This is a genomic window from Breoghania corrubedonensis (genome assembly GCF_003053845.1).
Lineage (GTDB): Bacteria > Pseudomonadota > Alphaproteobacteria > Rhizobiales > Stappiaceae > Breoghania > Breoghania corrubedonensis.
Map to the genome: position 1 here is coordinate 1,553,274 of NZ_QAYG01000001.1, position 18,606 is coordinate 1,571,879.

General features: G+C 63.1%; 19 protein-coding genes and 1 tRNA gene. 11 read left to right on the forward strand and 9 right to left on the reverse strand.

Annotated features, from left to right (window positions below; genetic code table 11):
* Positions 1-2: 2 nt before the first annotated feature.
* Both dapF and C8N35_RS06830 read right to left on the reverse strand, forming a co-directional pair.
* Positions 3-905, reverse strand: a complete 903-nt coding sequence (dapF, locus tag C8N35_RS06825) for a diaminopimelate epimerase (protein WP_107988778.1) — start codon at positions 903-905, stop codon at positions 3-5.
* 96 nt (positions 906-1,001) lie between these two features.
* Positions 1,002-1,544: a L,D-transpeptidase family protein gene (locus tag C8N35_RS06830; protein ID WP_245926684.1), complete on the reverse strand. Its 543-nt coding sequence runs from the start codon at positions 1,542-1,544 to the stop codon at positions 1,002-1,004.
* Between the two features lie 172 nt (positions 1,545-1,716).
* Between C8N35_RS06830 and C8N35_RS06835 the strand changes: the two genes are divergently transcribed.
* A complete protein-coding gene (locus tag C8N35_RS06835; RefSeq protein ID WP_107988779.1) occupies positions 1,717-2,400 on the forward strand; it encodes a response regulator transcription factor in 684 nt (227 codons plus the stop codon).
* A gap of 21 nt (positions 2,401-2,421) precedes the next feature.
* Here C8N35_RS06835 and ggt read toward each other — a convergent pair whose 3' ends face one another.
* Complete coding sequence (gene ggt / locus C8N35_RS06840; RefSeq protein ID WP_107988780.1) at positions 2,422-4,164, reverse strand: gamma-glutamyltransferase; 1,743 nt, start codon at positions 4,162-4,164, stop codon at positions 2,422-2,424.
* 121 nt (positions 4,165-4,285) lie between these two features.
* On the opposite strand from ggt, the gene C8N35_RS06845 reads away from it, so the two are divergent.
* Positions 4,286-4,615, forward strand: a complete 330-nt coding sequence (locus C8N35_RS06845) for a c-type cytochrome (RefSeq protein WP_107988781.1) — start codon at positions 4,286-4,288, stop codon at positions 4,613-4,615.
* Between the two features lie 8 nt (positions 4,616-4,623).
* Here C8N35_RS06845 and C8N35_RS06850 read toward each other — a convergent pair whose 3' ends face one another.
* Positions 4,624-5,601 (reverse strand): endonuclease/exonuclease/phosphatase family protein, encoded by a 978-nt coding sequence (locus tag C8N35_RS06850; RefSeq protein WP_107988782.1) that lies wholly within the window; start codon positions 5,599-5,601, stop codon positions 4,624-4,626.
* A 113-nt stretch (positions 5,602-5,714) separates the two neighbouring features.
* On the opposite strand from C8N35_RS06850, the gene C8N35_RS06855 reads away from it, so the two are divergent.
* Entirely contained in the window at positions 5,715-6,134 is a 420-nt protein-coding gene (locus C8N35_RS06855; RefSeq protein ID WP_107989138.1) for a YchJ family protein, read from the forward strand.
* 115 nt (positions 6,135-6,249) lie between these two features.
* Complete coding sequence (locus C8N35_RS06860) at positions 6,250-7,017, forward strand: sulfite exporter TauE/SafE family protein (protein WP_210203401.1); 768 nt, start codon at positions 6,250-6,252, stop codon at positions 7,015-7,017.
* A 16-nt stretch (positions 7,018-7,033) separates the two neighbouring features.
* Here the strand turns inward: C8N35_RS06860 and C8N35_RS06865 are convergent, their stop codons facing one another.
* Complete coding sequence (locus C8N35_RS06865) at positions 7,034-7,651, reverse strand: GNAT family N-acetyltransferase (RefSeq protein ID WP_107988783.1); 618 nt, start codon at positions 7,649-7,651, stop codon at positions 7,034-7,036.
* A 370-nt stretch (positions 7,652-8,021) separates the two neighbouring features.
* Here C8N35_RS06865 and C8N35_RS06870 point away from each other — a divergent pair, with 370 nt between their 5' ends.
* The 3 genes from C8N35_RS06870 to C8N35_RS06880 all read left to right on the forward strand — a co-directional run bounded on the left by C8N35_RS06870 (position 8,022) and on the right by C8N35_RS06880 (position 12,133).
* Positions 8,022-9,860: a mitofilin family membrane protein gene (locus C8N35_RS06870; RefSeq protein WP_107988784.1), complete on the forward strand. Its 1,839-nt coding sequence runs from the start codon at positions 8,022-8,024 to the stop codon at positions 9,858-9,860.
* Between the two features lie 15 nt (positions 9,861-9,875).
* Entirely contained in the window at positions 9,876-11,864 is a 1,989-nt protein-coding gene (locus tag C8N35_RS06875) for a heme biosynthesis HemY N-terminal domain-containing protein (protein ID WP_107988785.1), read from the forward strand.
* 193 nt (positions 11,865-12,057) lie between these two features.
* A tRNA-Thr gene (locus C8N35_RS06880) sits at positions 12,058-12,133 on the forward strand.
* 48 nt (positions 12,134-12,181) lie between these two features.
* On the opposite strand, the gene C8N35_RS06885 is transcribed toward C8N35_RS06880, so the two are convergent.
* On the reverse strand, positions 12,182-13,264 hold the full coding sequence (locus C8N35_RS06885; protein ID WP_107988786.1) for a YeeE/YedE family protein: 1,083 nt from the start codon (positions 13,262-13,264) through the stop codon (positions 12,182-12,184).
* Between the two features lie 129 nt (positions 13,265-13,393).
* Here C8N35_RS06885 and C8N35_RS06890 point away from each other — a divergent pair, with 129 nt between their 5' ends.
* A complete protein-coding gene (locus C8N35_RS06890; protein ID WP_107988787.1) occupies positions 13,394-14,329 on the forward strand; it encodes an MBL fold metallo-hydrolase in 936 nt (311 codons plus the stop codon).
* Between the two features lie 46 nt (positions 14,330-14,375).
* On the opposite strand, the gene C8N35_RS06895 is transcribed toward C8N35_RS06890, so the two are convergent.
* From C8N35_RS06895 to C8N35_RS06905, 3 genes are all read right to left on the reverse strand, one after another.
* Positions 14,376-15,473 (reverse strand): YeeE/YedE family protein, encoded by a 1,098-nt coding sequence (locus C8N35_RS06895; RefSeq protein ID WP_107988788.1) that lies wholly within the window; start codon positions 15,471-15,473, stop codon positions 14,376-14,378.
* 124 nt (positions 15,474-15,597) lie between these two features.
* The gene (locus C8N35_RS06900; protein ID WP_428977102.1) at positions 15,598-15,948 is read right to left on the reverse strand and encodes an ArsR/SmtB family transcription factor; all 351 of its coding nucleotides are present in this window, start codon (positions 15,946-15,948) and stop codon (positions 15,598-15,600) included.
* A 101-nt stretch (positions 15,949-16,049) separates the two neighbouring features.
* Complete coding sequence (locus tag C8N35_RS06905) at positions 16,050-16,430, reverse strand: thioredoxin domain-containing protein (RefSeq protein WP_107988790.1); 381 nt, start codon at positions 16,428-16,430, stop codon at positions 16,050-16,052.
* A gap of 130 nt (positions 16,431-16,560) precedes the next feature.
* Between C8N35_RS06905 and C8N35_RS06910 the strand changes: the two genes are divergently transcribed.
* The 3 genes from C8N35_RS06910 (at position 16,561) to soxX (ending at position 18,591) form a co-directional block, all read left to right on the forward strand.
* Positions 16,561-17,295 (forward strand): cytochrome c biogenesis CcdA family protein, encoded by a 735-nt coding sequence (locus C8N35_RS06910; protein WP_107988791.1) that lies wholly within the window; start codon positions 16,561-16,563, stop codon positions 17,293-17,295.
* 32 nt (positions 17,296-17,327) lie between these two features.
* A complete protein-coding gene (locus C8N35_RS06915) occupies positions 17,328-17,936 on the forward strand; it encodes a SoxW family protein (RefSeq protein ID WP_107988792.1) in 609 nt (202 codons plus the stop codon).
* 178 nt (positions 17,937-18,114) lie between these two features.
* On the forward strand, positions 18,115-18,591 hold the full coding sequence (gene soxX / locus C8N35_RS06920; RefSeq protein ID WP_245926686.1) for a sulfur oxidation c-type cytochrome SoxX: 477 nt from the start codon (positions 18,115-18,117) through the stop codon (positions 18,589-18,591).
* The last annotated feature ends 15 nt before the right edge of the window (positions 18,592-18,606 follow it).

Below are 18,606 nucleotides of genomic sequence, written 5' to 3' on the forward strand. Positions count from 1 at the left end.
GCTCAGGCCGCGCCTTGTTCCTCGCGCCGCCACACGGGCTTTCCGGTATCGAGCGTGTCCATGTCGAGCGCGCCGAAAAATTCCAGCTCGGTATCGCCGGTCATCATCACGTGACCGTCGCTTTCGCGCCATTCGATATCGAGCGGGCCGCCGGGCAGCGTCACTGTGACGTGGCGCCCGGTCAGCCGCTTGCGCGCGGCCGCAACGCCCGTGGCGCAGGCCGCTGTGCCGCAGGCGCGCGTCAGGCCGACGCCGCGCTCCCATACCTTGGCACGGATTTCGTTTTCGCCGGTGATCTGGGCCAGCGTGATGTTGGCGTGTTCGGGAAAGACCGGATGATGTTCGAGCAGCGGCCCGAAACGCTCGAGATCATGCGCTTCGATGTCGTCGACAAAGAAGATCGCATGCGGATTGCCCATGTTGACGACGGCGGGCGAGTGCAGGACCGGCGCGTCGATCGGGCCAATCTGCAGTTCGATCGCCCGGGTATCGCGGAATTCTTCGGCGAGGGGAATCTGTTGCCATTCGAGCTTCGGTTCGCCCATGTCCACGGTCACGCGGGCCTCGTCGCCTGTGGCAAAGGCCATCAACAGTCCGGCATTGGTTTCGATCGTGGCGCGATCGGTGTCTTTTTCCTCCATCAACAACCGGCCGATGCAGCGGGTGGCGTTGCCACAGGCATCCACCTGCCCGCCGTCGCGATTGTAGATGCGCATGAAGGCGTCGACACCCAGCGGCGACTTCTCGACAATGATCATCTGGTCGAAGCCGATGCCGGACCGGCGGTCGCCGATGGCGGCGATTTGTGCGTCGGTGAGGCGCACAGACACGTCGCGCGCATCGAAAACGACGAAATCGTTGCCGAGGCCATTCATCTTCACAAAGGGGATTTCGCGCGCGGTCATCGCGGTAGGCTTTCTGATCGAGGTACAGACTGGTCTCTATATGGCGGAAACGCGCGCCGAATGCCAGTGGTCGGCGGACAACACGATGCTTCCCGGCTAGCCGATCCGCATCATCGTGGAAGGACATGAAAGGGCGAGCACCCGGCGCATGTGGTCAAGGGCGACGGCCACGCACCCCTCTGTCGGCCGGTAGCCGGGCCTCGCCAGATGGAAGAAGACGGCGCTGCCGCGGCCCCGGATACGCGGGTGCCGGTTGTGGTCGAGGATGACGAGCAGGTCGTAGAGGTGATCCTCGCGCCAGAGCCTTTCATGCGAAGCGGGGCAGGGCAGGCGTATGGCGCGATTGTAGCGGCCGTCGCCAGGATCGTCGCACCAGCCGTCATCGGGCCGGATAATGCGTACCGGAAGGCGTGTCGCTGGCCGCGCCACCCGGTCCGCGCGATAGCGCACTTCGATGAGGCGATAGCATCCGGCCGGTGTCAAACCGTCTCCTTCACGCTTGTTATACGAGATCCCGGCGCGCCCGAGCGCGCAGGCGACGGTGAGGGCTCCAAAGGTCAGGCGACCCCGCGTCGCGGGTGCCGCGAGCGAGCGGACGCGGATCTCCGACCGCATCGAAAAGCGTTCCGTTTCTGCCATTGAACAGGTATTCCTTCACCGTGCCGTGATCACAATTTGACCCGGATACCACCTAGCCGCGATGATTGACCTCTCGCAATCGTGATGCCGACCTGCCATGTATGGGCCATGGTCTGCCGGTCGATACAAAGCCCGGCCGGATCGTATTTGAGGAGAGCGCCGGAGGACGGGAATGACCGCTCGCAGGATTCTGATCATCGATGACGACCCCGATCTGCGCGAGGCGTTGGTCGAGCAATTGTCGCTCTTCGAGGAATTCGAGACGCTGACCAGCGATTGCGCCGCGTCGGGCATACGTGAGGCGCGCGCTGATCGTGTCGATCTTTTGATCATGGATGTCGGCCTTCCGGACATGGACGGGCGCGAGGCTGTGAAAATCCTGCGCAAGGGCGGCTTCAAGGCACCTGTGATCATGTTGACCGGACAGGACACCGACAGCGACACGATCCTCGGGCTGGAAGCGGGTGCCAATGACTATGTGGCGAAGCCCTTCAAGTTTGCGGTCCTGCTTGCCCGCATTCGAGCGCATCTGCGCCAGCACGAGCAGAGCGAAGACGCCACTTTCGCCATCGGTCCTTATACCTTCCGCCCTTCAGCCAAGCTGCTGCTCGACGAAAAGGGTGCCAAGATCCGGCTGACGGAGAAGGAAACGGCGATCCTCAAGTATCTCTACCGCACGGGCGAAAAGCCGGTGACGCGCGATGTGCTGCTGCACGAGGTGTGGGGCTACAATTCGGGCGTAACCACACACACTCTGGAAACCCATATCTACCGACTGCGCCAGAAGATCGAGACCGATCCCTCAAACGCGGCACTGCTGGTCACCGAAGCCGGGGGCTACAAGCTGGTGCCATGACCGGCCCGCAGGTCTTTTGCCTCAATAGCCCTGCGTGAGGTCGCCCTCGGTGCGCGGGTCTGAAGCGCCCATCAGCACGCCGTCAACCGCCATGATCGATTGGGTGGAGCCCATCGCGTTCTTTACCGCGATCTCGTAGCCCATGTCGGACAGCAGTTTCAGCGTATCCGGGCTTAGACCTTCCTCCACGCGCAGTTCGTCGGGCAGCCACTGGTGATGAACGCGCGGGGCCGCGGAGGCCTCGGCGATGTTCATACCGTGGTCGATGACGTTCAGGACCATCTGCAAGACGGTGGTTATGATGCGGCTGCCGCCGGGAGAACCGGTCACCAGCCAGGGCTTGCCTTCCTTGAAGACGATTGTCGGGCTCATGGAGGATAGGGGGCGTTTGCGTGGTGCGACCGCGTTGGCCTCGCCGCCAATCAGTCCGTAGGCGTTGGGAACGCCGGGCTTTGCGGAAAAGTCATCGAGTTCGTTGTTGAGCAGGACGCCCGTTCCTTTCGCCATAAAGCCCGCTCCGTACGAAAAATTGAGCGTGTAGGTGTTGGAAACGGCATTGCCTTGGGAATCGACCACTGAGAAATGCGTGGTCTGGTTGCTTTCGTAAGGCAGCGGATTGGCGGGCGCGATATCGGTGGACGGTGTCACCTTGCCGGGAACGATCTGTGCACGCAGCTCCTTTGCATAGGCCTTTGCCGTAAGGCCCTTGACCGGTACTTCGACAAAGTCCGGATCGCCCAGATATTTCGACCGGTCCGCGTAGGCGTGCTTCATCGCCTCGGCCATGAGGTTGATCGTCGCCGCGGAATTCGGGCCGGTCTTCGACAGGTCGAAACCTTCCAGAATATTGAGGATCTGAACGATATGGATGCCGCCGGAGGAGGGCGGCGGCATGGAAGCGACCTCGTAGCCGCGATAGGTGCCGCGCACCGGTTCGCGGATAACCGCCCGGTAGAGGGCGAGGTCTTCCGGCGTCATATCGCCACCTTGTGCCTTAACGGTTCCGGCGATCGCCTCGGCGACCGCTCCGCGATAAAACCCGTTCGCTCCCTCCCTGGCGATCTTGTGCAGGGTTGCCGCCAGATCTGGCTGCTTGAAGCGCGCGCCGGGTTCGATCGGAAGCCCCGCCTCGCCATAGAAGGTGACATAGGCCTCTGCGTCCCTGGAAAGGCGCATGCGGACGCGCTCCAGAGAGATCGCAAGGTTTGCCGGCATGTCGAATCCGTCTTCGGCGAGCCGGATCGCGGGAGCCATGACCTCGGCGAGCGACAGCTTGCCTGAGCCATAGTCCCGCTGGGCCATGACGAGGCCGGCGACCGTTCCCGGAACCCCGACGGCCAGTCCCGAGAAACGTGATTTTTCGGAATCCGCTTCGCCTGAATCGTTGAGAAACATGTCCTTGAAGGCGGCGGCGGGCGCCTTTTCGCGGTAGTCGATCGCGACCGTCTCGTTGCGGTCCGCGCGGTGAACAAGCATGAAGCCGCCGCCACCCAGATTGCCGGCTCGCGGCAGTGTTACCGCAAGCGCGAAGCCGACGGCCGCTGCCGCATCGACCGCGTTCCCGCCCTTCTTCAGGATTTCAAGGCCCGCCTTCGTTGCCAACGCTTCCTGGCTTGCCACCATGCCGTTGGCCGAGATGACAGGGTGCGCGAGATCGCGACCGGAAAGGATCGGGGACGTTTCCTGCGCCTGGCTCGCAGCAGGAGCAAAGGCGAGCGTCGCGGTCAATGCCGCATAGATGAGGCCGGAATGAAAGGGCCGCATATCTTATCCTCCCAATAGATGCTCGAAACGAATTTGGTAACCTGCTTATACTGGCGCACGTTACGGCAGTTACCAGTCCACGGCTGGGAGATAATGATCGCCATCGAAGGAAAGAAACGCCATGAAGGTATCTCGCATCGCAAAGGTCCTGCTTCTGGCCATCGCCATCTCTGGCCTTTCCTGGAGTGGGGCGCAGGCGGCGGCCAGCGTCGCTGCAGGTGAGAAACTGGCAAAACTCTGGTGCGCGAGCTGTCATGTCGTTTCACCCGACCAGACCCGCGGAAATCCGGACGTGCCGCCATTCTCCGAAATCGCCGAGAACTCCACCCTTTCCTCAGAGCAGATCGAGACGCTGCTTTCGGGCACGCATCCGGTCATGCCGGACATGTCGCTGAGCCGTGCGGAGATCGATGCTCTCGTCGCCTATATCCAGTCGCTCAAGGCGCGATGATCCGGTCTTTATCTCTGACCGGTCTGCTCCGCGAAGTCGGCCACGAGCGGGGCGTGGAAGGAACCGAGCGCTGCCTGCGTTTTTGAATCATCCACTTCGTCGGCGAGATCCCGATTGAGAATCTGTACGCTCTTCAGCCGCGCCGAGAGAGCGGTGCTCACCAGGATATGGTCGAGCATGTGATGATGTCCGTGATGGCTTACCGTGAAACGGCGGTCTTCCGCGATTGCCGCCTCCACCGGAAACAGCCGACGGCCGGCAAGCTCCGGATTTCCCGTATCATCCGGGTCTGCGAGGATGATGCGCAGGGCCGGTTCCACGTCCACGGCGTTGAAATCTCCCATGGCTGCGACGAGCGCATCCGGTTCCGTATCGAAAACGCCGTCAACGGCTTCGCGCAGTTCAAGGGCCTGGCCGGTGCGCTTCATCGCGGCGGCGAAATAGCCCTCGGCCCAGCCGGGAACCGACTTCCAGACATTTGCGCTGAGTTTCTGACCCGGGACCGGAGCGGCGAGCGGGGCACGAAGATGGACGCAGAAGAGGTGAAGCGGCCGGCCCTCGGGCAGGCTGACGGTAACGGACAGGATCGGCCGGTCGAAGGTCACAGCGGGAGCGGCTTTGTCGGGCGGTTCTGCATGGCGGCGCATCCATCGAGGCGCGTCCACATAGTCATTGAGGATGTCGCGGCAGGCGATGATCGGAAAACGTGAAAGAACCGCGAGATTGTGCCGCTCGGCAGGGTCATCGCCACCGCTGGTTGTCCGGTGGAACGCCTCGTACCGGGTATCGTGCAGGAGAGTTGCAAGCGCGTCGAATTCGCGCCGATCCTTGCCCTTGCGATGCTGGGCATTCACCTCCTGAAGGCAAAGAATATCGGCGTCGAGCCGGTCCAGCACGGGGCGAAGCCGGGCAATGCGGGGCATGAGGGCGTCCGCATCAAACGGGTCTTCGCCGAAGGATTCCAGGTTGAAGGTCGCAATCCGCATTCCGCCAGAGTGAGGTGTTCCCTCGCCTCTGTCGAGAGCGGATGGTCTTGCGCTTTGTCGCAGTCCGGGGCAAGAGCGGACCGGAAGATGATGTCTGGTCGCAAGGAGCCGATATGAAATCCTGTCCCTGCCGTTCGGGGCTCGACTACGACGTGTGCTGCGGTCCGGTCATCGAGGGCACTATCTGGCCGCAGACCGCCGAAGCGCTGATGCGCTCGCGCTACACCGCCTTCGCGTTGCGCAAGGTCGCCTGGCTGAAGGAAAGCCTCTGGCCGAAATACCAGAAGACGCTCGACATGCCGGGGCTCACGGAATTCGCCCATTCGCGCCAATGGGTCGGCCTCGATATCCTCAAGGTCGAGCAGGGCGGTGCCGAAGATACGACTGGCATGGTGCTTTTCGTCGCCAGGGCGCTGGAGAGCGGCGCGGTCCGGGAGCATCGTGAGGCGAGCCTTTTTCGCAAGAAAAAGGGCCACTGGTACTACGTGATGGCCGTGGCCGAGGATCAGGCAAAGTCGCTGCTTGACCACTGAGATGCGAACAGTAAGGACCAGAAAATAGCGATGTTTGCGGGATGCGATATTTCGTATACAAAAGTATGCGAAATTGTTGCGCCGGTATGTTGTGTAGCCGCACGGGACGTCACACTTGGATCAGCTCGCCACCCTGATGCCGCCGGACCTCTCTCCGGCCTTTTCGATCACGCTGATTTTCCTTTCCTTTCTCACCTCGGGCATGACGGCTGCGGTTGGGCTCGGCGGCGGTGTGACGTTGCTCGCGGTCATGGCCTCCGCGATCCCCATGGCCGTGCTCATCCCCGTCCACGGTGTCATTCAGCTCGGGTCGAATGCCGGCCGAATGGTCGTTCAGGCCCGTCATATCGACCGTTCGATTCTGCTTTATGTCGCACTCGGCAGCCTGGTCGGCGCCTGGGCGGGCGGTCACATGGTCGTCCGCCTGCCAGATCAACCGCTCAAGATCGGGCTCGCGCTTTTCGTCATGTGGTCGGTCTGGGGCCGGAAACCGTCCTTTTCGAAGCTGCCCAAGTCGCTTCTGGTGCTGGCCGGCTTCGCCACGACGATCCTGACCATGTTCTTCGGCGCGACCGGGCCCTTCGTCGGTGCCATCATCGGTCCGCTGACAAAGACGCGTCACGCCTTCGTCGGCACCTTCGCCGCCTGCATGACATTGCAGCACCTGATCAAGGTGATCGTGTTCGGCTTTCTGGGCTTCGCCTTCGGCCCCTGGTTGCCGTTGATGATCGCAATGATCGTCACCGGCTTCCTTGGCACGATTGCCGGATCGATGCTGCTCGGACGCATGCCCGAGGTGGTTTTCCGCACGGGATTTCGCACCGTCATGACGGTGCTCGCGCTCAACCTGGTTCTTCAGGCGGCCGGCGTTAAGCTTATCTAGGGTGTGACCCCATAGATCAGACCGGAATGGCGGAGAGGCGCCGTTCAAGGCCGGCTTTCACGGCGGGCCATTCCTCGCCAAGCACGGAAAAGAAGACTGAATCGCGCCAGCGGCCGTCGGGAAGTATCTTTTGGTGGCGCAGCTCACCTTCGCGCTTGGCCCCCATTTTCGTCATTGCAGCCTGCGAATGGGCGTTACGTACGTCGGTCTTGAGCTGCACCCGCCCGTATCCGCAAGTCTCGAAGACGTAAGTCATCAGCAGCAGCTTGCACTCGGGGTTTGTCGCGCCGCCCCAGAATGCGGGATGGTACCAAGTGTAGCCTATCTCCAGCCCGCGATCGTGCGGATGGATGTCGAAAAGACGGCTCATGCCGACGAAGGCTTCGTCATCCATCCTGCGCACGACAAAGGGTACGTGGACATCCGGTTCGCATGCCGCGAGCGCTTCATCGAAATAATCGTCGAACGAACCCGCGAACGGCGAGTTTGCGAAGATACGCGGACCTTCGTCGGCATGAAGGGCGCGAAGGCCGCCGCGATGGTGTTCGGCGATAGGCTCCAGTCGAACGGTACGGCCGGACAGGGTCACGGGCGCCACCTTGGCAACGGGTTCTTGGGGGGAGAATTCGGACACTCGGCTATCCTGCGATCATTTGCGTCAGGCCACAGCGGCGACTCGTTCTGGCACAGCGCGCTAAACTTGCCAAGAATACAAACTGTGAACACGGGGACCGGGCGCGGCGCCCGTACGTTTTACGGCGCGGTTCCGTCAAGGCCACAATGGGGTACAATGATTCGTCGTTTCCCGGTTTTTGCGGGGCGGACCTGCTGGAGCCAGATCGCCGGAAAGGCCCGGCTGCGTCCGTGCCCTGTGAGATATACCGACAATCACGAGGGCGCCGCGAATCGGTCGTAAAGACCAATGCTGCCATTGAGGAGAGCCTGTATACTCGGCTCGGCGGGCGGCACTGTGCATCAGATACGCGCGAATTTTGAGGAACGGAATGGCTTCCGAAAAAGACAAGACGTCGAGCGAAAACGCCAAGTCTGACGAGAAGGCCGGCACCAGGCCGGGCGGGACCAGGCCCGGTGGCTCCACGGCCGCGGGCGGAGCCGGTTCGGGTGCCAAGCCTGCCGGCCAAGGTGCAAGTCAGGGTTCCCAGGGCGAGTCCCGAAACGCGGGGGCCGGTGCGACAAAGCCGGGTGGCACGCAGACATCGTCCAGCAAGCCGGGAAACGGCAAGCCGGGATCCGCTCAATCGGGGGCTTCGGGGTCTTCCGCGACAGGGGCGCCGCGTAGCGGCAAGCCATTGACGATCGATCTCACGGCAGAAGAAGTGCGCAGCAAGCAGCAGGCGCAGGCGAACGCCGAAGGCAAAGCCGGTTCGCGTGGATCGTCCGATCAGGTCGGTTCTTCTTCGAAACCTTCGGGTGAAGGCGGGAGATCGTCCGGATCGGCGGCGGCGAGCCGCCCTTCGACCGCCCACTCGAAGGCGGAGTCCAGCGGCGCAAAGGGGGCTTTCGGTTTCGGTGGAATCGTTCTCGCGGCCGGCATCGGCGCCGTGGTTGCCTTTGGTGGCGTCTGGGGTGCGGGAAAGGCCGGGTTGCTAACCTTTTCCTCAGGCCAGGAACTTGAAAACCTCAAGGCCGGACTGGCCTCGACGGATGGTCGGTTTGCCGCGCTCGATGAACGCATGCGCGAGATATCCAAGACCGAGGCGGTGCCGACGGTCGCGCCATCGGTGGTCAATGACATGGCCGCCCGGCTTCAGGATCTGGAAGAACGCACACAGGCGGAAGCCGGTCTTCAGTCCGACGTCAAGTCGATCTCGAATGGGCTCGATGAGCTGCGGCGCTTCGTATCCTCAGGCGGCGCCGGGTCATCGGCAGCGCTCGCAAGTCTCGGCGACAGTGTTGAGAAGCTGCAAGGACAAGTCGAAGAGATCACCGGTAAGGTCGGCAAGCTCGAAGACGGCACCAGCCCGGCAGTCACGAAGGCGCTCGATGATCTGAACCAGAAGGTCGCGGCGCTTGACGGGCGCACGAAGGCCGCGAGCGAAGCGGCGAGTGCGGCCGCAAAGGCGGCGAACGAAGGCGATGCGGTCGTTGGCGACACGATGAAGGCTTTTTCAAGCCGCCTCGATGCCCTGGCCGGTACGCTCGACGTGAGCAAGAAGCAACTGGAGGCGCAGTCGGCGCGTCTCGGCACTCTTGAAGGCGCCGCCGATTCCGCACGCAAGGAGATCGCGGCCGCAAAGGAACAGATCTCAGCCCTGGAACAGCGTATCGCTGAGATCGAGCACGTCATGGGTGGTCCTGGAGCGCGCGAAACAGCGTCGCGCGCGATCGCGGTATCGCTTTTGAAAAGCGCAGTCGATGCAGGCAGGTCCTATACGAGCGAGCTTGCGGCCGTGCGCTCGGCGTTGCCGCCTGAAACGGACTTCCACGCGCTCGAAGCCAATGCCACGACGGGCATCAAGACCGAGACCGAGCTTATTTCCTCTTTCCCGAATGTCGCCGCGCGCATGGCCTCGACGCTGGAACGGGTCGACACCGGGAACTCGGTTGCGGACAAGTTCCTCAACAACATGCGTTCTCTGGTTCAGGTGAGGGCCACGGGCGACGGCGCGGGCAGCGGTCCGATGGGCGCGCTTGGTCGCATGGAAGAGAGCGTGCGCAATGGAAATCTCGATCAGGCGCTGAAGATCTACGAAACCCTGCCTGATGGAACGCAGAACGCAGGCAAGGATTGGGCGGCATCCGCCCGAGCCCGCTTGGCCGCGGACGCCCTTGTCGACAAGGTGACCGCCGAGGTCATCAAGGCGCTCGCAAAAGACAGCTGATCCGGAGACACCTTCATGGTCCGCGTACTTTCCTTCTTCGCCGTTGTCTTCGTGGTCGCGATGGGTTTCGCCTGGCTTGCCGATCGGCCGGGTATCGTCGCCATCGACTGGCAGGGCTATCGCATCGAGATGGGGCTGATGACGCTGCTGATCGCGCTCGGCGTCTTCATGCTCGTCATCGGTTTCATCTGGTCGTTGTTTAAGGCGGTCCTGCACACGCCGGGATCCGTTTCGCGTTTCTTCAAGCGCCGCCGCCGCGAGCGGGGCTTCAGTGCGCTCTCCCATGGTCTGATCGCACTGGGGGCAGGCGACGCCCGTGCTGCCGGCAAGTTCGGCAACGAGGCGCAGAAGCTGCTCAGGAGCGAACCCGCGGCCAAGCTGCTTCTCGCACAGTCCGCCCAGATGGCCGGCCGGCGGGAGGAGGCGCGCGCGCATTTCGAGGCGATGCTCGCCGACGAGGAAACCCGTCTTCTTGGCTTGCACGGTCTGTTTGTGGAAGCCGAACGGCAGAAAGAGCCGCTTGCCGCGCGCCACTATGCGGAGGAAGCGCACAAGCTTTCGCCGGGGCTTTCCTGGGCGGGCAAGGCGGTTCTGGCCTATCAGGCCGCCGCCCATGACTGGGAGCAGGCGATCGTCACGCTGGAGCGCAACGCCCACGCCAAGCTTATCGACAAGCCGACGCTGCGCCGGCAGAAGGCGGTTCTGCTGACCGCGCGGGCGATGGAACTCGAGGATCACGAACCTGATCGGGCCCGCCAGATCGCGCTCGAAGCACACGGTCTGGCGCCGGATCTGGTGCCGGCGGCGGTCATCGCCGGCCGGTTGCTGACGCGGCGCGGGGATGTGCGCAAGGCCTCCAAGGTGCTTGAAGCGACCTGGAAGAAGTTCCCCCATCCCGACATCGCCGAGGCCTACGCCCATGTTCGCCCGGGTGACAGCGCGCGCGACCGGCTGAAGCGGGTCAGCGCGCTCAACGACATGCGCGGTCATCATGTGGAGGGCTCGCTGGCGATCGCGCGCGCCGCGATTCAGGCGCGCGACTGGGCGAAGGCTCGCGATCAGCTTCACCCGCTGCTGCGAAGCCAGCCGACCCAGCGCGTCTTCCTGCTCATGGCCGATCTGGAAGAGGGCGAGCATGGTGATCGTGGCCGCGTGCGCGAATGGCTGTCACGCGCCGTTCGCGCCCCGCGCGATCCGGCCTGGACGGCGGACGGCATCATGGTCGACGCCTGGGCTCCGGTCTCGCCGATTACCGGCAAGCTCGATGCCTTCGAATGGAAGGCGCCAATGGAACGTCTTGGCGCGCCCGAGGCCAGCCTGGGCGAGGATCTGCTTGAACTGCCCGCGGAATGGCCGGCGCCGGAAGACATGCCGGCGAGCAACACGCCGGTGGAGACGATGAAGCCGGAACCGGCTGCGCCGAAAGCGTCTGCTGTCCGTCCGGAACCGAAAGTCGCCGCGAAAGCGGAACCGAAGCCCGTGAGGCCCGAACCCGTCGCCCTTGAGGCGGTGGCGCCGAAAGTGGCGCCGGTCGTGGCCGCCGCACCGGAAAAGAAACCGGAACCTGTCGAGGTTAAGGTGGAGACGCCGAAAGCCATCGGGCCGTCAGTGACGGAAAAGCCCGCCGCACCCGAGGCCGCGCCGAAACCGGTCGCCGGGTTCGCATCCGAAGCAGAGGTCGCACCCGCGGATACTCCGAAAACCCCGGCGGACAGAGTCAAAGCCCGTGTTGCGCAGCGGCTCGCCTCAGGCAAGAGTATGCCGCACGCGGCCGCTTCCATGGAGGCGGACCAAACCGTGACGATCAAGCCGGAGACGATTTCCACAACGTCTGCAACCGATCCGGGCAAGGATGTGGGGAGTCCTGCGGAAATGGAACGGATGCAACGCGGCGAGGCCGAAGTGTTGGAAACGGTCGGCGATATCGCGATGCCGCGCCCACCGGATGATCCGGGTGTCGACGCGGAGGGCGATATTCCGCGCCGCAGCCGGAAGTTTTTCTGAACGCGCGCCTTGTTTCACGATTTGTGTGAAGCCGAATGAACCTGTGTCGGTGTCACCGATCCAGCGAAAAACAGGATGTCGCGGGTACAGACCGCGGCACCTTGCGGGCAAGACGCAAGGAATGGACGTATCGCCCCTTGCATCGCTCCGGCGAAGCGTATATCAAGCGCTCACTTTCGGGCCCTTTCCGAGCGCCGCTTTAGCTCAGTTGGTAGAGCACATCATTCGTAATGATGGGGTCGTCAGTTCGAGTCTGACAAGCGGCACCACTTCTCCTCGAAAATCAGCAAGGTGGAAGGCGCAAGCCTTCTGATCCGTCATTCGGCCGCAACCGTTGACGGTGCGGCGGTCTTGCCACGTCCGTCGATCAGGTAGTGTGTCATGCCGGCTGAAAGCCAGATGGCGCTCAGGGCCACCCATGCGGTGACGGCGAAGACCGAGGCTCCGGTGATGCCCGCACCAACGGCGCAACCGCCCGCGAGCATGCCGCCGAATCCCATCAGCGCGGCTCCCAGCAGGTAGCGCCGCATGGACGGTCCGTCGTGGAAGCCGACGATCCGCCATTCGCGGGCCATCAGCGCGGCCAGGGCCGAGCCCAGAAAGACCCCTGGAACCAGACCGACATCGAAATCGAGCACGCCGCCCGGTGGCGAGAGCACCAGCATCAACGTGTCTGCCGAGGGGCCGGTAAAGGTCACCGCCTCCACTTGCACGGGATCGAAGGCCTGTGCGGCCATGCTTGCCGTGAACCACCACGCGAAGGGTACCACGAGCCCGGCGAGACAGGCGGCCACGGCCTGCCACGTCGTCACACGCACGCGGCTGGCGACCAGGAGCCCCGCGACGAGCCAAAGAAGGGCGAAGCCGATCGCCCATTCCGTCGACGCTCCGGTGAAGACAAGCAGATCGTTGCCGCCGATCTCGTTGGTGATGAAGCCTGCAGCCAGCCATTCGCGCATGGGTCTCAGGATGCCGCGCAGGCTGGCCTGGGCGACAACAGCGAAGACGAGGCCGGAGAGCAGCGCTCGCAGGTTTCCCGTCGCCGACAAGACCAGCAACCGGCTGGCGCAACCGCGCGCGAGCACCATGCCTGCACCGAACATCAGTCCGCCCAGCGCCGCGCCCGAGAGGCTTTGCGGCGAGGCGATCTGCCGGGCTTCGGAAAGCTGCGCCTGATCGGCGAGGACGAGCATCTGGGTTCCCAGGACGGCGGCGGAAAAGGTCAGCAGCCAGATCGCGAGCTTGGGACCGGGCGCGCCGTCGACGAATTCGACCACAGCGGCGCGCAGGCAGAACCGGCTCTGCTGGGCAAAGGCACCAAAGAGAAGACCGACAGCCAGTCCGCCAAGGGCGAGCACAGCGGGTTCGGAAAAGCGATCGAGCAGAAAAGCGAGATCCATGGTCGGGTTCCGTCAGATCCGGTCGGCAACTTCCGTCACGAAAGCACGCCGCGAGCGCATTGCATTGACGCGGGTCAAGCCGCAGCCGTATAAATTCAAAAAATACTATATTTATTTGGAGGAGACGTCATGCCGAGAGAAATCCCTAGAATCAGCCGGCGCAACGTTCTCGTCGGCGCAGGCGCGACAGTGGCGCTTTCGGGCATCGGATTGCGGCTGCCTTCGGCTTATGCCTCCACCCTCGCGATCGGCGATGCATCGCTTCAGGTCGTTTCCGACGGCAATCTCGTACTGCCCATGGGCTTCCTCCTGCCGGATCGATCGAAGGACGAGATCGACGCGTTGCTTGTGCCGCATGGAATGGCGACAGACCGGGTGGAGCCGGCCTGCAACCTCACCTTGTTCAGAACCGGGGACCGTCTCGTGCTTTTCGATGCGGGGGCGGGCCAGAATTTCCAGCCGACGGCCGGGCGTCTCGGCGAGAGCCTGGAGGCAGCAGGCGTCGATCCATCCCAGATCACGGATGTCGTGTTCACGCACGCGCATCCCGATCACATCTGGGGTGTGCTCGATGATTTCGATGAGCCGGTCTTTGCCGATGCCCGGCACTGGATTTCGCAGGCGGAGTGGGACTTCTGGCGGGCGGACGATACGTTGTCGCTCATGCCGCAGGAGCGCAAGTCTTTCGTCGTCGGTGCCCGCAACCGGTTTGATGCGATCGAGGAGTTTGTCACCTTCCTGAAGCCGGGCGACATGCCGGTGCCAGGGGTGGAGGCCGTAGACACGAATGGGCATACGCCGGGCCATGTCTCCTTCATGCTGCATGGGGGGACGGATCCGGTGCTTGTGACGGGCGACGCGATCACCCATTCCGTCATTTCCTTCGAGCGGCCGGATTGGGAGATCGGTTCCGATCAGGACCGCGCACAGGGCGCCGTCACGCGCACTGCGCTGCTTGATCGGCTTGCCGCAGACAAGGCCGCGATCGTCGGCTTCCATCTGCCCTATCCGGGCATCGGGACGGTGGAGCGGGCAGGCGCCGGTTATCGGTTCGCGCCGGCGTGACGGCAACGAACGATGCCCAGACGGTCTGGTACGTTTCGGCCCGTGACTATTCAGCGGGGCGGCTGCGGTCGAGGCCCGGGATCAGCGCGCGCACGGAACCTTCGATCAGCCATGCAAGGCCGAATCGCGCGCCGATGGCGATCGAGATGAAGACGACCGGAGCGGAGATGGCCAGTGTCGAGGCGGCCGAGACGCCCTGTCCTATGGTGCAACCCATGGCGAAGACGCCACCCACGCCCATCAGGCTTGCGCCCATGAAGTGGCGGCCGAGTTCGCGGGCATCGTCGCAAGCCTCCCAGCGTGCATCCTTCTTGCGCCATGCGCCAATTGTGGCGCCGATCAGCGTGCCGACGACGAGGCCGACGCCGTAGTCGGGCAGGGTGCCCGTATAGGTCACGAGCTGCAGCATCGTGTCGCCCACGGGTACGACGAAGGACGCCGCCTCTATCTGAACGGGGCCGAACGCGTTGGCGGCCGCCCAGGTCGTGGCGATCCAGCCGAAGGAGACCGAAAGCCCGATCAGAGTGCCGGTCCCAATGTCCGAAAATGCCTGGCGATAGTGTCGATCCGCGAAAATCCAGGCGAGCATGACAAGGACGACGGACGCGGTGACGAGTGGCCCAAGCTCAAGACCGACGGCACTCGAGACGAGGCTGGCGAGAGACTGGCCACCGGCTGCCGACAGATCGATCGCCAGATCGTCGACGACAAGAACCCGCAAAGGGGCGAGCAGGCCGCGCTGTGCGGTGAGCGCCGCCAGGGCCAGCACGATCAGCACGACCGCGGATCGTAAGCTGCCGCCGCCAAGGCGGATCAGGGCCCCGAAACCACAGGTGCCGACAAGCGCCATGCCGAAGCCGAACATCAGCCCACCGATGACGGCGCCCGTCAGACCGAATTGGGGATCGAGATAAAAGCTCGCGGAGAGATCCGCGTATCCGAGCGCATCGGCCGTCTGACTGGCGATGATCGCGACGGTGGCCGCCAGTATCCAGGTGCGCAGACCGCGCGAATCCCCCGCATACCAATATCGTTCAAGCGCCGAAAGCGTGCAGAACCTGTTGATGCGGGCGGTGTAGCCGAGGGCTGCACCCGCACCGAGACCGAGGATCGGCAGCAGCACCAGCGGGTCTGTCGCGTCCATGATCGCTCCCTCCCGGGTCCCGTTCTTCGACAGGGTTCCCATCAATTGGCAACGACAATGACGAAGGGGAAGGTGGCGTTCAAGAGAATTCGCCCGACCTTCGTCCAGGCGCGACTATCCCCGCTCAGGCCGGGGCGCCCCTGACGGGAGCGCAGAACATCGAATAGAGGTTTTCGATGATGCCGCGGACTTCGTCGTCGACGAGCGAATAGAAGATCACCCGGCCCTCCCGGCGCGGCGTCACGAGTCCCTCCATCCGCAATCGGGCAAGCTGTTGGGAAACGGCTGCCTGCGGCATGGTCAGGATGTCCTCTAGCTCCGAAACGGATTTTTCCCCCTCCGACAGGATGCAGAGGATCAGCAGCCGGGTTTCGTGCGACAGGGCCTTGAGCAGGTCGCTCGCCTTGCGGGCCTGCTCCATGAGCTTGTCGCGATCCTTCGGGTCGGCCAGATCGGCCAGAACGGGTAGGTTTATCATTCTCGGTTCATTCCGATTGCCGGTTCTGCACGGGATGAAGTGGATATCCCGTTTTCAGATATAGTCCTCGTAAATGAAAAGGCGCGCCCGCGCGAACGTCAACGCGCGTCCTCCGTATTGTCCCCGGTCAGCTTCGCCAGCATTTCGTCCAGAAGCGGCCAAAAGAAGTTGTCGCCGGGATATCCGCGCATGCGTGCCCGCTCCCGCCCGTCCTCCACAAGGATGAAAGTCGGCGTGAGCCGGTCCGGGGCAATGCCAGATAAATCATCCGGCCAGGCGCGCGTGATGTCGACGCGCCGGAGCGGCGCAAGCCGGCCCTCGTCGGTATTGGCGTAACCGGGCGCGATCTCGGCGCGAAAGCGCGCGCACCACACGCAACCGGGCTGTTCCAGCATCACCAGCTCCGCCGCATCTCCTTGCGCTGTCATCGCCGCCAGGAGCAAAAATGCTGCCGCTGTCACGGCTCGCCGACATTTCATAATGCGATCCTCGCAATTCCCTGATTGCAAAATATAGTAACATCTGAATATTTTCATCTATCAGGTCGGAGACGAATGGTCGCAAGTCCGATCGCAAAATCAACAGCGGCCGAATGGGCGGAAACAAGCGATGCTCGACGTCTCTTTCAGCGCGGCATTCCTCGCGGGGCTGCTCTCGTTCGTCTCTCCGTGCGTGCTGCCGATCGTGCCGCCTTATCTGTGCTATCTGGCCGGCATCAGTTTCGAACAGCTTTCCGGCGAAAAACCGGCGCCGGGAACAGCCCGTCGCATCGTTCTGGCGGCAGTGTTCTTCGTCGCGGGCTTTGCGACGGTCTTCGTGGCCCTGGGCGCGACCGCGAGCCTCATCGGTCAGACGGTGGCACGCTATTTCGATACGATGGCGATTGTCGCCGGCATCATCATCGCCGTCATGGGCCTGCATTTCCTGGGCGTCTTCCGCATCGGTCTGCTCTACCGCGAGGCGCGGGTGAATGTTGCGAAGAAGCCCGCGGGGCTGATCGGCGCCTATGTGATGGGGTTGGCTTTTGCCTTCGGCTGGACGCCCTGTGTCGGGCCGGTGCTCGCCGCGATCCTTTTCGTTGCCGGCTCGACCGCGACTGCGGCCAAGGGAGCCGCCCTGCTCGCCGTCTATGCCGCCGGCATCGGTGTGCCCTTCATTCTTGCGGCCGCGTTCGCGGGACGGTTCCTGAGCTTGGCCGGGAAGCTGCGGCGGCACATGGCGGCGGTGGAGAAGGCCATGGGGGGGCTACTGGTTCTCACGGGCATTCTCTTCATGACGGGTCAGATGTCGGCAATCGCTCAATGGCTCTTGGAGACCTTTCCGGTCTTCACTCAGGTCGGGTGAACCGGAGAGGGACAGAATGGGAGGAGAAAATCATGTTCAGGTGGATAAGGGCGGCCGCGCTTGCTGCCGCCGTGGCCGCTTTCGTTCCCGCAGCCTTCGCCTCGTTTGCCTGTGCGGCATCGCTGGGTGACGACGGGTTGCACAAGGAGGACTGGTTCTCCGTGACGTTCCGGGACGTAGCCGAGGACATCGAGGCGGCGCGTGCGGAAGGCAAGCGGCTGGTCCTCGTCTTCGAGCAGCGCGGCTGCATCTATTGCGCGAAGATGCATGAGCAATTGCTGTCCGACCCGGAGGTCGCGGACTTCATCAAGGCGCACTTCAAGGTCGTTCAGTACAACATGTTCGGCGATGAGGAAGTCACCGACCTCGATGGCGAGGTGCTCACCGAAAAGACCGCCGCGCGCAAATGGGGTTACGTCTTCACGCCGACGCTTGTGTTCATGCCGGACGACGTACCGGAAAGCGTGAGCGCGGGCAAGGCCGCCGTTGCCACCATGCCGGGAGCCTTTGGCAAGTGGACGTTCCTGAACATGTTCCGCTGGGTCTACGAGAAAGGCTACGAGGGTGACGAGCATTTTCAGAAATATCACGCCCGAATCATCCAGGAATTACGGGAATCGGGCCGATTGCAGGGCGAATAGATCCTCAAATTCAATCGTTTGAATGAAGGCGCGAATATCGCCTTCACAAAGCATGCAAAAAATCATATCTTTTAATATATCTAAACTCCACGTTGTCTCGGGCCTCGGTCTGCGATCGGCGTGGCGGGGGAGAACGAAAGCCGGAACACCGGCTGGAAATGGGAGGAAACGGCACATCATGCGGGTGCAGATGAAAAATGCGGTCGCCGGCCTTGCGGTGAGTTCGGTCCTGCTAGGCTCCGGCATCGCTCTTGCCGGGACAATGGCTCCGGACGCTGTCCGGATCGAAGACATGGAACTGTCCCAGCCGCTGACCGACACGGCGGGCGATCCGGCAAGGGGGAGGGAGGTCTTTGCCGCGCGCAAGCTCGGCAATTGCCTGGCCTGCCATGCCAACAAGGACCTTTCGAACGAGCTTTTCCATGGTGATGTCGGCCCGTCGCTGGATGGTGTCGCCGGGCGCTGGTCGCCGGCGCAGCTGCGCGCGATCGTGGTGAATTCGAAGACGGTTCTGGGCGAAGCGACCGTCATGCCCGGCTTCTACTCGCTCGATGTGGGGGCCGATGTCGCCGAGGAATTCGCCGGCAAGACGATCCTGTCGGCGCAGGATGTCGAAGACGTCGTCGCCTATCTGACAACCCTCAAGCAAGACTGACCAATCAAGGAGGAC

Excerpts from the sequence above, each read along its gene's own strand:
- dapF (WP_107988778.1), bottom strand. The coding sequence starts at position 905 with ATGACCGCGCGCGAAATCCCCTTTGTGAAGATGAATGGCCTCGGCAAC.
- C8N35_RS06830 (WP_245926684.1), bottom strand. The coding sequence starts at position 1,544 with ATGGCAGAAACGGAACGCTTTTCGATGCGGTCGGAGATCCGCGTCCGC.
- C8N35_RS06835 (WP_107988779.1), top strand. The coding sequence starts at position 1,717 with ATGACCGCTCGCAGGATTCTGATCATCGATGACGACCCCGATCTGCGC.
- ggt (WP_107988780.1), bottom strand. The coding sequence starts at position 4,164 with ATGCGGCCCTTTCATTCCGGCCTCATCTATGCGGCATTGACCGCGACG.
- C8N35_RS06845 (WP_107988781.1), top strand. The coding sequence starts at position 4,286 with ATGAAGGTATCTCGCATCGCAAAGGTCCTGCTTCTGGCCATCGCCATC.
- C8N35_RS06850 (WP_107988782.1), bottom strand. The coding sequence starts at position 5,601 with ATGCGGATTGCGACCTTCAACCTGGAATCCTTCGGCGAAGACCCGTTT.
- C8N35_RS06855 (WP_107989138.1), top strand. The coding sequence starts at position 5,715 with ATGAAATCCTGTCCCTGCCGTTCGGGGCTCGACTACGACGTGTGCTGC.
- C8N35_RS06870 (WP_107988784.1), top strand. The coding sequence starts at position 8,022 with ATGGCTTCCGAAAAAGACAAGACGTCGAGCGAAAACGCCAAGTCTGAC.
- C8N35_RS06875 (WP_107988785.1), top strand. The coding sequence starts at position 9,876 with ATGGTCCGCGTACTTTCCTTCTTCGCCGTTGTCTTCGTGGTCGCGATG.
- C8N35_RS06885 (WP_107988786.1), bottom strand. The coding sequence starts at position 13,264 with ATGGATCTCGCTTTTCTGCTCGATCGCTTTTCCGAACCCGCTGTGCTC.
- C8N35_RS06890 (WP_107988787.1), top strand. The coding sequence starts at position 13,394 with ATGCCGAGAGAAATCCCTAGAATCAGCCGGCGCAACGTTCTCGTCGGC.
- C8N35_RS06895 (WP_107988788.1), bottom strand. The coding sequence starts at position 15,473 with ATGGACGCGACAGACCCGCTGGTGCTGCTGCCGATCCTCGGTCTCGGT.
- C8N35_RS06905 (WP_107988790.1), bottom strand. The coding sequence starts at position 16,430 with ATGAAATGTCGGCGAGCCGTGACAGCGGCAGCATTTTTGCTCCTGGCG.
- C8N35_RS06910 (WP_107988791.1), top strand. The coding sequence starts at position 16,561 with ATGCTCGACGTCTCTTTCAGCGCGGCATTCCTCGCGGGGCTGCTCTCG.
- C8N35_RS06915 (WP_107988792.1), top strand. The coding sequence starts at position 17,328 with ATGTTCAGGTGGATAAGGGCGGCCGCGCTTGCTGCCGCCGTGGCCGCT.
- soxX (WP_245926686.1), top strand. The coding sequence starts at position 18,115 with ATGCGGGTGCAGATGAAAAATGCGGTCGCCGGCCTTGCGGTGAGTTCG.